The 12,425-nt window shown below is 67.3% G+C and carries 13 protein-coding genes; 8 read left to right on the plus strand and 5 right to left on the minus strand.

The genetic code is table 11. The annotated features are described in order from the left end of the window. Positions 1-20: 20 nt before the first annotated feature. On the minus strand, positions 21-1,280 hold the full coding sequence (locus tag AC1DK4_RS11310) for an SUMF1/EgtB/PvdO family nonheme iron enzyme (RefSeq protein WP_441613089.1): 1,260 nt from the start codon (positions 1,278-1,280) through the stop codon (positions 21-23). 161 nt (positions 1,281-1,441) lie between these two features. Further along, positions 1,442-2,530: an L-histidine N(alpha)-methyltransferase gene (gene egtD / locus AC1DK4_RS11315; RefSeq protein WP_441613090.1), complete on the minus strand. Its 1,089-nt coding sequence runs from the start codon at positions 2,528-2,530 to the stop codon at positions 1,442-1,444. A gap of 539 nt (positions 2,531-3,069) precedes the next feature. Between egtD and AC1DK4_RS11320 the strand changes: the two genes are divergently transcribed. From AC1DK4_RS11320 to AC1DK4_RS11330, 3 genes are all read left to right on the plus strand, one after another. Then, entirely contained in the window at positions 3,070-3,768 is a 699-nt protein-coding gene (locus tag AC1DK4_RS11320) for a TerC family protein (protein WP_441613091.1), read from the plus strand. Positions 3,769-3,991: 223 nt separating this feature from the next. Further along, the gene (locus AC1DK4_RS11325; RefSeq protein ID WP_441643179.1) at positions 3,992-4,786 is read left to right on the plus strand and encodes a thymidylate synthase; all 795 of its coding nucleotides are present in this window, start codon (positions 3,992-3,994) and stop codon (positions 4,784-4,786) included. After that, positions 4,783-5,283, plus strand: coding sequence for a dihydrofolate reductase (locus tag AC1DK4_RS11330; RefSeq protein ID WP_441613093.1), 501 nt, complete (start codon positions 4,783-4,785; stop codon positions 5,281-5,283). Before AC1DK4_RS11325 ends, AC1DK4_RS11330 begins: the two co-directional genes overlap by 4 nt. 73 nt (positions 5,284-5,356) lie before the next feature. Here AC1DK4_RS11330 and pmbA read toward each other — a convergent pair whose 3' ends face one another. Next, positions 5,357-6,724 carry a metalloprotease PmbA gene (pmbA, locus tag AC1DK4_RS11335; protein WP_441613094.1) on the minus strand — a complete coding sequence of 456 codons (1,368 nt, stop codon included), beginning with the start codon at positions 6,722-6,724 and terminating at the stop codon, positions 5,357-5,359. A 57-nt stretch (positions 6,725-6,781) separates the two neighbouring features. On the opposite strand from pmbA, the gene yjgA reads away from it, so the two are divergent. After that, complete coding sequence (gene yjgA, locus AC1DK4_RS11340; RefSeq protein ID WP_441613095.1) at positions 6,782-7,402, plus strand: ribosome biogenesis factor YjgA; 621 nt, start codon at positions 6,782-6,784, stop codon at positions 7,400-7,402. Between the two features lie 19 nt (positions 7,403-7,421). Then, on the plus strand, positions 7,422-8,075 hold the full coding sequence (gene mog / locus AC1DK4_RS11345; RefSeq protein ID WP_441613096.1) for a molybdopterin adenylyltransferase: 654 nt from the start codon (positions 7,422-7,424) through the stop codon (positions 8,073-8,075). 11 nt (positions 8,076-8,086) lie between these two features. On the opposite strand, the gene AC1DK4_RS11350 is transcribed toward mog, so the two are convergent. Beyond that, the gene (locus AC1DK4_RS11350; protein ID WP_441613097.1) at positions 8,087-8,968 is read right to left on the minus strand and encodes an AEC family transporter; all 882 of its coding nucleotides are present in this window, start codon (positions 8,966-8,968) and stop codon (positions 8,087-8,089) included. A gap of 68 nt (positions 8,969-9,036) precedes the next feature. Then, positions 9,037-9,681, minus strand: a complete 645-nt coding sequence (gene orn, locus AC1DK4_RS11355) for an oligoribonuclease (RefSeq protein ID WP_441613098.1) — start codon at positions 9,679-9,681, stop codon at positions 9,037-9,039. A 159-nt stretch (positions 9,682-9,840) separates the two neighbouring features. Between orn and AC1DK4_RS11360 the strand changes: the two genes are divergently transcribed. The 3 genes from AC1DK4_RS11360 to AC1DK4_RS11370 are packed head-to-tail and all read left to right on the plus strand — an operon-like array spanning position 9,841 to position 12,421. Next, on the plus strand, positions 9,841-11,088 hold the full coding sequence (locus AC1DK4_RS11360) for a M48 family metallopeptidase (RefSeq protein ID WP_441613099.1): 1,248 nt from the start codon (positions 9,841-9,843) through the stop codon (positions 11,086-11,088). Next, complete coding sequence (rsgA, locus tag AC1DK4_RS11365) at positions 11,085-12,077, plus strand: ribosome small subunit-dependent GTPase A (protein WP_441613100.1); 993 nt, start codon at positions 11,085-11,087, stop codon at positions 12,075-12,077. The genes AC1DK4_RS11360 and rsgA overlap by 4 nt, the downstream gene beginning before the upstream one ends. A gap of 35 nt (positions 12,078-12,112) precedes the next feature. After that, positions 12,113-12,421 carry a putative signal transducing protein gene (locus AC1DK4_RS11370; protein WP_441613102.1) on the plus strand — a complete coding sequence of 103 codons (309 nt, stop codon included), beginning with the start codon at positions 12,113-12,115 and terminating at the stop codon, positions 12,419-12,421. Positions 12,422-12,425 lie beyond the last annotated feature (4 nt).

Consider the following 12,425-nt stretch of genomic DNA (forward strand, 5'->3'; position numbering starts at 1 on the left):
CAGTGCGCGCCGGGCGCCCCCTAGAGCGGACAACTGCGAAAGCCGACGAAGGCGAAATCGTCCTCGGGCAACAGCGCCAGCCGCGCGCGCGGGTGATGCTGCCGTGCCGGGCTGGCAAACGACGCACCCCGCACCGCCTGGTGGGTGGCGAAACAGTCGGCGAAATCCGCATCGCCCGGGCCTGCTTCAAACCCCGCGTAGGGCTCGTACGGCGTTGCCGTCCACTCGCGCACCATGCCCCAGCGCAGGCCCCCGCGATTCTGCACGGCGGCCAGTTCCCACTCTGACTCCATCGGCAGGCGCCGGCCGGCCCAGACGCACCAGGCCTGCGCCTCGAACAGGCTCACATGGCGCACGGCTTCGTCCGGATTCAGCGTGCGCAGGCTGCCGAAGCGCTGCGCCATCCAGGCCCTGGAGTCCGGGTGGCGCGCCCAATAGCGTGGCGCCGAGCGCTCCTGCATCATCAGCCACCGGCGGCCCGCCGGCGTCCACCAGTGGGCGCGCTCGTAGCCGCCGTCCTCGACGAACTCGAGGAACTGCGCGTTGCTGACCGGCGCGGCATCCATCTCGAAGGCGGGAACATAGGTGGGCTGCGGCGGCAGTTCATCGGGCAGCGCGAAGCCGTCCTGATCGGCCCAGCCCTGTACGAAGCGACCGCCGGGAAACTGCAGCGTGCCGCCATGCGGCACCGACAGCGAAGGCAACGCCACCGCGGGCTCCACCGGCGCCACGCCGAGCGCCTGCAGCAACGCCGCAATGGCCTCGCCCTGGCGGTCTTCGTGGAACAGGGCGCGGCGCCAGGCGTAGAGCGTGGCGTCGCTATCGTCGGGCAGCGTCGCCAGGCGGCGCAAGGTGGCGTCGAGCACGTCGGCGGCATAGCGCTTGACCACTGCCACATCGGGCAAGGCGACCTCCCAGCGCGCGTCGGGATCGATGCGCTCGGGATCGAACCATGCATCGGCGCCGGCCAGCAGCGACGGCGCCCCGGCCACCTGGAGCGGCACGCCGTCGTGCTCACGCACGCGTACCTCGCGCAGGCACCACCACTCGGCATGCCAGGCGATATGCCCCAGCATCCACAATGGCGGCTCGGCGAAATCCTGGCGCTGCACATCCCAGCCCCGGCGGGTCTGGCCAAAGGCGGCGAGCCATGCCAGGGTCCGGTTGCGGGTCTCCACCAGCGCCTGCGCCAGGCCTTCTCGTGGCAAGCGCCGAGGGTCGGTCCAGACCGTCTTGCCGCCGTTGAAGTGAAGATCGGGAAGCATGGAAAAGCCGCTCATCGAAAAAACCTGCCGGTGAATGGGATCGCCCACGGTTGCATGGCCGCGCGCCGGAAGTACGGCGCGCATGCTTGGCGCGCCGCCCCCGTCGCGGGAACGCAGGCATTATGACACCCCTGCCGCCGGGGCTCCGGCGGCCCGCGGCGCCGGGCGTGGAACGCTCACGCCCGCGCGTGGAACACCGCGAACCACCCACGCGGGTCGGTCCACCATACGGGATCGTCGAATCCGGCTGCCCCGAGCAAGGCGGCAAAGTCGCGCGGGCGGTATTTATACGAGTCTTCGGTATGGATCGTCTCGCCCGCGCTGAACGCCCGGCTGCCTTCCGCCCAGCGCACGGTGACATCGCGCTCGGCACGCAGGTGCATCTGGATGCGCGAGCCCTGGCGGTCGAAGCTGGCGGCGTGGCGCCAGTCCTCGAGGGCGAAGTCACTGCCGACGATGCGGTTCAGGTTGCGCAGCACGTTGCGGTTGAAGGCGGCGGTCACCCCCAGCGGATCGTCGTAGGCCGCGACCAGCGCCTGCTCTTCCTTGAGCAGGTCCACGCCGATCAGCACGCCGTCGCCGCGGCCCGCGGCCGCACGCAGTCGCTGCAGCAAGGCCTGCGCCTGGTCTGGCGCGAAATTGCCGATGCTCGAGCCCGGGTAGAAGAACAGCCGGCGCCCGTGCCTGACCTCGGGCGGCAGGTCGAGCGGCGCGCACAGGTCGGCGCCAAGGCCGAGCATGGGAATCTGCGGATGCTGCTGCTGCAGGCAGAACAGGGTGGCGCGCAGGAATTCCACCGAGATGTCGAGCGCCACGTATTGCGCAGGCTGCAGGCTGCCGAACAGCCGCGCGGCCTTCTGGCAGTTGCCCGCACCGAGGTCGATCAGCACGCAGCTGCTGCCGGCGCGCGCGGCCATGGCGGGTGCAAAGGTGGAGAAGACGGCGGCCTCGGTACGCGTCGGGTAATACTCGGGCAGGTCGGTGATGGCCTCGAACAGGCGCGAGCCGAGCACGTCGTAGAAGAACTTGGGGCTGATGCTGGCGGCCTCGGCCAGCAGGCCTCGCGTGATTTCTCCGCGCAACGCGCCGTTGTCTTCGTGATACTGCTGGATGAAGTCCAGCCGCGGCACCGGATTGGGCAGCGCGATCCCGTTGGCGGCGACAGCACCGGCCTGGCTGCCGTTGGGTTTCAAGGATGCGCCGGAAGTGCGCTTGGCTTGGGGATGTTCGTGTCGTGGCTGCAGCGGGGTCGGGACGGCCGGCATGACGTTTCCTTGATGGTCGATGGGCGATGCATAAAACCCCCAGGGGCCCGCACGTCACGGCATGCGCGGGGCCGGCATGGCGCGCGCCTCCGGTGACGTCTGGAGCGCATCGGCCGATGCCGGTCTTCTAGGATAGATCGCAAAAACGGGCCCGCGGCGGAAAAACGCCTGAAGCGCTGGCTACGCCCCTGAATATGTACGCCATAAACCACATTTTTCATCGCACGGAAAGCGCGGCTTCGTTTATAATCCGCCTCAGCGTATTCATCGCGGGCTTGCCCGGATGGAACGTCCCTCAAAGGGGAGTAGCTCCGGGGCCCAGCCCTTAGCACAATCGTCATTCCGAGTCCTCAGGGCCTCCGGTTGTGCTGACCGCCAACAAGACAGCAATGTACAAACGGCGGTCGAGCAAGACCTTTGCAACCTGGTTTCATGGTTTGCAAAGGCGCCCCCAAGCTCCCGAACTTCATGTCTCCAGGCAAACACTGTGCGCAAGTGCAGCTTTTGGCTTCCGGCTATTCGTTTTTCGAGGAGATTTCATGGAATGGTTCACCGATCTGTTCACGATGCAGTTCCTGACGGCGCTGCTTTCCATCGTCGTCATTGACCTGGTGCTCGCGGGCGACAACGCCATCGTGATCGCGCTGGCCGCACGCAACCTGCCGCCCCAGTTGCAGAAGAAAGCCATTATCTGGGGTACGGTCGGCGCGGTGGTGGTGCGCTCGGCAATGACCATTGGCGTGGTCTGGCTGCTCAAGATCCCCGGCCTGCTGCTGATCGGTGGCCTGGCCCTGGTGTGGATCGCCTACAAGCTGCTCTCCGACGACGGCAACGGCGACGAACACGGCGCTGGCGCGACCACGCTGGTGGGCGCCATGAAGACCATCATCATCGCCGACGCGGTGATGGGCGTGGACAATGTCCTGGCGGTGGCCGGCGCTGCGCACGGCAGCTTCCTGCTGGTGGTGCTGGGCCTGCTGATCAGCATCCCGATCGTTGTGTGGGGCTCGAGCCTGGTCCTCAAGCTGATGGGCCGCTTCCCCTCGATCATCTACATTGGCGCCGGCGTGCTGGCCTTCACCGCGGTGAAGATGATCGTCAGCGAGCCGCTGGTGAAGGCGTTCTTCGACAGCAACGCCATGCTCTACTACGGCCTGTTCGTGCTGATCGTGGGCGGCGTGCTCGGCGCCGGCTACCTGAAGCAGAAGCGCCGCACTCCGGCGGCGGCCAGCCAGTAAGGCCGGCACAGGAAGCAGGCAGCGCCCGCCGGGGCGCTGCGCCCGGCAGACGGGCCGCCGCGAGGCGGCCCGTTTTTGCTTGGCGCCGCACCGGCGGCGACAGGAAGTCCCCCGGCCGCGTTTGCGATAAAATCGCACATCCTTCGGCAAGCCGCCCATCGTTCGGCAGCTTGCACTTCATGCCCACACCGCTGTCGCGTCACTTTCCCCAACACCCGCGCCGATGAAACAGTACCTCGACTTCATGCGCCATGTGCAAGAGCATGGCACCGAAAAAGCCGACCGCACCGGCACCGGCACGCGCTCCGTGTTCGGCTATCAGATGCGCTTCGACCTGCGCCAGGGCTTCCCGGTGGTGACCACCAAGAAGCTGCACCTGAAGTCGATCATCCACGAACTGCTGTGGTTCCTGCAGGGCTCGACCAACATCAAGTACCTGAAGGAGAACGGGGTCAGCATCTGGGACGAATGGGCTGACGAGAACGGCGAACTGGGCCCGGTCTACGGCTCGCAGTGGCGCGCCTGGCCGACGCCCGACGGCCGGCACATCGACCAGATCAGCGAGCTGATGGCGCAGATCCGCAGCAATCCGGATTCGCGCCGCCTGATCGTGTCGGCCTGGAACGTGGGCGAGATCCCGCAGATGAAGCTGCCGCCCTGCCACGCCTTCTTCCAGTTCTACGTGGCGGACGGGCGCCTGTCCTGCCAGCTGTACCAGCGCTCGGCCGATATCTTCCTGGGCGTCCCGTTCAACATCGCCTCCTACGCACTGCTCACGCACATGATTGCGCAGCAGACCGGCCTGGACGTGGGCGATTTCATCTGGACCGGCGGCGACTGCCACATCTACAGCAATCACGCCGAGCAGGTGGCGACGCAGCTGTCGCGCGAGCCGCGCCCGTTGCCGCGGCTTGTCATCAAGCGCCAGCCGCAGAGCATCTTCGACTACCGCTACGAGGATTTCGAGCTTGACGGCTACGAACCTCACCCGGCCATCAAGGCACCGGTGGCCGTATGACATTGCTGACCCTGATCGTGGCCAAGGCCCGCAACAATGTGATCGGCCGCGACAACGCGCTGCCGTGGCGCCTGCCCGAGGATCTCGCGCACTTCAAGCGCACCACCATGGGCGCCCCCATCCTGATGGGCCGCAAGACCTGGGAATCCATCGGCAGGCCGCTGCCGGGCCGCCGCAATATCGTGGTGAGCCGCAACCCCGACCTGCGCATCGAAGGATGCGAGGTGGCGAACTCGCTCGAAGAAGCGCAGCGGCTGTGCGCGGGCACGGCGCAGATCTTCCTGATCGGCGGCGCGCAGTTGTACGCCGAGGCCCTGCCCAGCGCCGACCGCCTGGTGGTGACGGAGATCGATGCGGATATCGAAGGCGACGCGGTTTTCCCGCCGATCGACCCGCGCCAGTGGCTGGCCACCGCACGCGAATCGCATCACTCCGAGGCCAATGGCTTCGACTACGCCTTCGTGACCTACGAGCGCCCGCCCTCCGGCGAGGAATAAACCGGGCCTGGAAGCAAGAACCGCGCGGCGGCCCTGGCAACAGGCCGCTGCGCGGTCGTTTGCAGCGCCCGCCTCAGTTGCCGGCGATGGTCATCTGCTCGATCAGGATCGAGCCGGTTTCCTTCGTGCCGCGCACCAGCGTATCGGCGCCGATGGCGACGATCTGGCGGAACATCCCGGCCATGCTGCCGGCAATGGTGATCTCTTCCACCGGATAGCGGATCTCGCCGTTCTCCACCCAATAGCCCGAGGCACCGCGCGAATAGTCGCCGGTGACGTAGTTCACGCCCTGCCCCATCAGCTCCGTGACCAGCAGGCCGGTGCCGAGCTTGCGCAGCATGCCGGCGAAATCGTCGTCGGGCGTGGTCAGCTTGCTGGACAGCGTCAGGTTATGCGAGCCGCCGGCATTGCCGGTGGTCTTCATGCCCAGCTTGCGCGCCGAATAGGTGGAAAGGAAGTAGCCCTCCACCACGCCGCCGCGGACCACGTCGCGCGCATGGGTCCTCACGCCTTCCTCGTCGAACGGCGCGCTGCCCATGGCGCCCGGCAGGTGCGGCTGCTCGTGGATATGGATGTGCGGGGCGAACACGGCCTTGCCCAGCGTGTCGTAGAGGAACGTCGACTTGCGGTACAGCGCGCCGCCCGACACCGCCTGCACGAAGGCGCCCAGCAGGCCTGCCGCCAGCGGCGCCTCGAACAGTACCGGGCAACGGCGCGTGGAAAGCTTGCGCGAACCCAGGCGTGCCAGCGAGCGCTCGGCGGCATAGCGGCCGATATCCTCGGGCGCGGCCAGCGCGCCGGGAGCCCGCTTGGACGAGTACCAGTCGTCGCGCTGCATGCCGCTGCCGGTGCCGGCGATCGGCGCGCAGGAGATGAAGTGGCGCGAGTACGGGTAGCCGCCCGTGAAGCCGCGCGAGGTGGCCAGCACGAACTGCGAATGCTGGGCCGACACGCTGGCGCCATCGCTGTTGCGGATGCGCGGCGAGACGGCGAAGGCGGCGGCCTCGGCGCGGCACGCCAGCTCGATGGCCTGCGCGGCGTCGATGTTCCACGGATGGAACAGGTCGAGATCACGCGGGTTGTGTTCGAGCAGTTCTTCCTCCGCCAGGCCGGCGCAATCGTCCTCGGCCGTGAAGCGGGCGATGTTGTAGGCGGCCTCGGCCGTGGCGCGCAGCGCCGCCGGCGAGAAATCCGAGGTGCTGGCATTGCCGCGCCGCTTGCCGATCATCACCGTGACGCCCACCACCTTGTCGCGGTTCTGCTCGATAGTCTCCACCTCGCCCTTGCGTACCGAGACCGACAAGCCGCTGCCTTCGGAGATCTCGGTGGCCGCGTCGGTGGCGCCCAGTTCGCGTGCCACCCGCAGCACATCGGCGGCCATCTCGCTGAGCTGAGCCTGGGTATAGGTGAAATGGGCGGTCTGGTCTGCGGATTGATCCATTGTGGGCGCGGTCATCAAAAGTCCAAACAAGAATCATAGCAAGATAAAATGCCACCCATGACGCGAAACTCCCGCACCTCCCCCCGGAACGCCTCCGGCTTCCCCGGCCAGTTCGCCCCCGAACCGGACGAAGACGACCTGCCCAAGAGCAAGTCACAGAAAAAACGCGATATGCTCGCCCTGCAAGACCTGGGCGTGGAACTCGAAGCGCTGCCCAAGGATCGCCTGGCGCGCGTACCCATGCCCGAAGCGCTGGCCGACGCCATCCGCGATGCGCGCCGCATCACCAACCACGAAGGCAAGCGCCGCCAGATGCAGTTCGTGGGCAAGGTCATGCGCAGGCTGGACGACGCCGAGGTCGATGCCATCCAGCGCGTGCTGGAAGCCTTCAAGGGCGCCAGCAAGTCCGAGACGGCCAAGCTGCACCTGGTCGAGCGCTGGCGCGAACTGCTGCTGGCCGATGACGCCGCGCTGACGAAGTTCCTGGCCGAACACCCCGATACCGATGTGCAGGCGCTGCGCAACATCATCCGCAATGCCCGCAAGGAACGCGAACTGAGCAAGCCGCCGCGCTATTTCCGCGAGTTGTTCCAGGCGGTCAAGAGTGCGCTGGACGGCACCCAGGCAGCCGCCGGCGAAGCCGAGCCACTGCCGGACGGCGAAGCCAGCGACGAATGACCGCAAACCCGGAGCCAAGATGACGCAGACCACCACCCCCGCGACGACCCATCCCGTGGCCCGCAAGCATCCGGACGAACTGGTGGTCGGCTTCGTCTCGATCTCCGACCGCGCCTCGGCCGGCACCTACCAGGACGAAGGCATCCCGGCGCTGCGGGACTGGTTCGGCCGCGCCCTGACCTCGCCCTGGCAGGCCGTCGAACGGCTGGTGCCCGACGAGCAGGCGCTGATCTCGCGCACGCTGATCGAACTGGTCGACGTGGCCGGCTGCGACCTGGTGCTGACCACCGGCGGCACCGGTCCGGCGCGCCGCGATGTCACGCCGGAAGCCACGCTGGCTGTCGGCACCAAGGAAATGCCCGGCTTTGGCGAACAGATGCGCCAGATCAGCCTGCATTTCGTGCCGACCGCGATCCTGTCGCGCCAGGTGGCGGTGATCCGCGAGACCGCCAGCCGCGCCGCGCTGATCATCAACCTGCCGGGGCAACCGCGCGCCATCCGCGAAACGCTCGAAGGCCTGCGCTCTGACGATGGCAAGACCATCGTGCAGGGCATCTTTGCCGCCGTGCCCTATTGCGTGGACCTGATCGGCGGACCGTACATCGAATCCGACGAGGCGGTGGCCAGGATATGGCGGCCCAAGCAGGCCATCCGCGCCAGGCCCGCGGCCTGAGCGGCCAGGCTTCAGCGCAGCCCGAGGTAGAGCCCCAGCGGCACGAACACCACCGCGCCGACATTGCCCAGCAGCACGATCGAAGCCACCTGGTCGGGCTCCTGGCGGAAGTGGTCGGCCACCAGGAAGTTGAGCACCGCGGGCGGCAGCGACGCGAACACGAACAGCAGCCCGCGCTGGAGCTGGGTGAGCGGCACCACCTGCGCCAGCAGCAAGGCACACGCAATGCCTGTCAGCGGGCATACCGCGGCGCCGATCGCGCCCATGGTCCAGTTGCGCAGGTTCACGTCCTTCATGCGCACCCCGAGCGCGAACAGCATCAGGGGCACGGTAGCGTCGCCCAGCAGCTTGACCGATTGCAGCACCGGCTCGGGCAACGCGAACCACGGCCGCGCCAGCGACAACCCCACCCCCGCCACGGTCGCCAGCACCATCGGGTTGCGCGCGATCTGCGCCACCCGCGCATGGCGGTTGACGATCTTCATGCCGATGGTGAAGTGCATCAGGTTGGAGGCGGCGAACAGCGCCACCGCCGGCGCCAGCCCGACCTGCCCGAAGGCGAATACCGACAGCGGCAGGCCCATGTTGCCGCAGTTGTTGAACATCATCGGCGGCACGAAGGTGCGCGGGTCAGCCCGCAGCAGGCGCGCACCGAGCCATGCGAGCACACCGGAACCCAGCACCACGGCCACCGCGCAGCCAAGCAGCTCGAACTGGTCGGCCAGCACGAAATCCTTGCTGACGAAGGCCGAGACCACCAGCAACGGCGCGATCACGTCCAGCGTGGCGCGGTTGATGCCCGCCATGTCGGGATGCGCGCGCCGCCCGTACAGCCAGCCCACCAGGATGATCAGGATGACCGGGGTGATGATCGAGACGATGCGCGCGAACATGAAAGGTGGCTGCGGTAATTAACAAGGCGCCCCGCGAGGCGCCTCGTGAGTGGCGTGGAATGCTCGTATCAGGCCGCCGGGGCGGACGGCGCCACGGGCGCATCGGCGGCCACAGCCGCGGCGGGCGCCGGATGGCGGATGAAATGCGTGCGGTAGTAGCGCAGCTCTTCCACCGATTCCAGGATGTCGGCCAGGGCCGTGTGCAGCTGGCGCTTGACGAAGCCCTTGTGGATGGCCGGCTCCCAGCGCTTGCACAGCTCCTTCAGGGTAGACACATCGAGGTTGCGGTAGTGGAAGAACGCCTCCAGCTTGGGCATGTAGCGCGCCATGAAGCGGCGGTCCTGGCAGATCGAGTTGCCGCACATGGGCGACTTGCCAGCCGGCACCCAGCGCTTGACGAAGGCCAGCAGCTCGGTCTCGGCCTGGGCTTCGCTCAGGGTCGATGCCTTGACCTTGTCGATCAGGCCGGAGCGGCCATGGGTGCCCTTGTTCCAGTTGTCCATGCCGTCGAGCACGGCGTCTTCCTGGTGGATCACCAGCACCGGGCCTTCGGCCAGGATATTGAGTTCCGAATCGGTCACCACGATCGCGATCTCGATGATGCGGTCCTGGTCCGGCATCAGGCCGGTCATCTCCATGTCGAGCCAGATCAGGTTGTTTTCGCTCTTGACGGATTTGGCGCCGGCGCCGGCGTGCGTGTTTTGGCTGGTCATCTGGACTGCAATCGAAGGAGAAGCAAGAAGGGGCGCACCCGGGCCCGGACGATGAACACGGGGCGCCAGGCGCGAACAACTTATAATTCTCGCATATCCGCCGCCGCGGCCGGCCTTCGGCCCTGCACGGCAACGGTTCACACGACAAGGCCCCGCCCGATGTTCACGTTTCTGTTCCTCGCCGCCCTGATGCTGATGGTGCTGACCAAGCTCTGGCTGGCAGCCCGCCAGGTGCGCCATGTGGCGCAACACCGTCACGCGGTGCCCGGCCGCTTTGCCGACACCATCACGCTGGCTTCGCACCAGAAGGCAGCCGACTACACCATCGCGCGCACCCGCTTGTCGATGCTGGAAGTGCTGGCCGGCGCCGCGCTGCTGATCGTCCTGACCATGCTGGGCGGGCTGCAGTGGATCAACCAGTTCTGGCTGGACACCTTCGGCCCGGGCTATGCCTACAGCGTCGCGCTGATCGCCAGCGTGGCCGTGGTCGGCGGCCTGGTCGACCTGCCCTTCTCGGTCTATGGGCAGTTTGTCATCGAACAGCGCTTCGGCTTCAACCGCATGAGCTGGCAGCTTTACCTCGTCGACCTGGTCAAGATGACCGCGGTCGGCTGCGCGCTCGGCCTGCCCCTGCTGCTGGCCGTGCTCTGGCTGATGGAGCATATGGGCCAATACTGGTGGGCCTGGACCTGGCTCACCTGGATCGCATTCACCGTGTTCGTGCAGATGATCGCGCCGTCGGTGATCATGCCGCTGTTCAACCGCTTCGAGCCGCTGGCCAATGCCTCGCTGGAGGCGCGCATCACGCGCCTGCTGCAAAAGTGCGGCTTCCGCAGCCGCGGCCTGTTCGTGATGGACGGCAGCAAGCGCAGCGCGCACGGCAACGCCTACTTCACCGGCTTCGGCGCCGCCAAGCGCATCGTCTTCTTCGATACGCTGATGGAGCGCCTGGCGGACGACGAGATCGAAGCGGTGCTGGCGCACGAGCTCGGCCATTTCAAGCGCCGTCATATCCTCAAGGGCATGGTGGTCAGCTTCGCGCTGAGCCTGGCCTTCCTGGCCGCGCTGGGCTGGCTGGCCAGCCGCACCTGGTTCTACACGGGCCTGGGCGTGCTGCCCAACCTCGGCACCAGCAACCATGCGCTGGCGCTGGTGCTGTTCTTCCTGACGTTGCCGGTGTTTACGTTCCTGCTCGGGCCGCTGGCCAGCCAGACCTCGCGCCGCCACGAATTCGAAGCGGATGCCTTTGCCGCGGGACAGACCGACGCCGGCCACCTGATCTCGGCGCTGGTCAAGCTGTACAAGGACAACGCCTCGACCCTGACCCCCGATCCGCTCTACAGCGCCTTCTACTACTCGCATCCGCCCGCGGCACAGCGGATCGACCGCCTGCTGGCGCACGCATGAGCCGCGCCGCCAGAGGGGGCCAGCAGCGCGCCGCAAGCGCTGCCAAGGGCAATGGTGCAGCCACGGAAGAAGCGCTGGTCGTCGCCGCGCACGGCCGCCACTATGTGATCGAACTGGGCGACGGCAGCCGCCTGCACGCCTTTCCGCGCGGCAAGCGCAGCGAGTGCGCCGTGGGCGACCGCGTCAATATCGAGTACGCCTCCGCGGACCAGTGCGTCATCACCAGCGTCAAGCCGCGCAAGAACCTGCTGCACCGCTCGGACCAGTTCAAGTCCAAGCTGCTGGCCGCCAATATCGACCAGGTGGTGATCGTGCTGGCGACCGAGCCGGGTTTCTCGGAAGACCTGCTCGGGCGCGCGCTGGTATCGGCCGAAGCGCTGGAAATCCGGCCGCTGATCGTGCTCAACAAGGTCGACCTGACCGCGCGCCTCGACGAAGCCCGCAGCCGGCTCGCGCCCTACCAGGCGCTGGGCTACGAGATCCTCTACATGTCCGTGCACGGTGCGCCGGAAGACGCGCTGGCGCAGTTGCGCCCGCGCCTGGCGCAGCGCGCCAGCATCCTGATCGGCCAGTCCGGCATGGGCAAGTCCTCGATGCTGAACCTGCTGATCCCGGGCGTCGAAGCGCAGACGCGGGAGATCTCGGCCAAGCTGGATTCGGGCAAGCACACCACCACGTTCACGCGGCTCTACCACCTGCCGGCAAGCGTGGATAGCGATGCCGACCATGGCGAGCGCCAGCGCGGCTGCCTGATCGACTCGCCCGGCTTCCAGGAATTCGGCCTGCATCATCTCAGCGAGGGCATGCTCGAGCGCGCCTTCCCCGAGTTCCGGGCGCGCCTGACCGAGTGCCGTTTCTACAACTGCCACCACATCAACGAGCCCGGCTGCGGCGTGCTGGCGGCCATCGAGGCAGGCGAGATCTCGGAACGCCGCCATCAGCTCTACACGCAGCTGCTGCACGAATCCCGCCAGCAAAAGCCGTGGTAAGGTGATCGGGCGCCCACCCGGCGCGCCCGATCCTCATGAAACTACTGCTCTCCACCCCTTCGCTCGTGCATGCGGCGCATTGCCAGAACCTGCTGGAAGCCGCCGGCATCCGCGCTGACCTGCGCAATACCTGGCTGGTCGGCGCGATGGGCGACATTCCGTTCCGCGAAAGCGCGCCCCAGGTCTGGCTGATCGACGACGAGATGGAAGCCCAGGCATGGGCGGTCTTGCGCGCGGCCGCCAACCCGCCCTCCGGGCCAGGCTGGCAGTGCTTGTCCTGCGGGGAATGGCACGAGGCGCAGTTCGGCTCGTGCTGGCAATGCGGGGCGCCGCGCCAGGGCTAGCCTG

The organism is Cupriavidus sp. 05N38 (assembly GCF_056397345.1).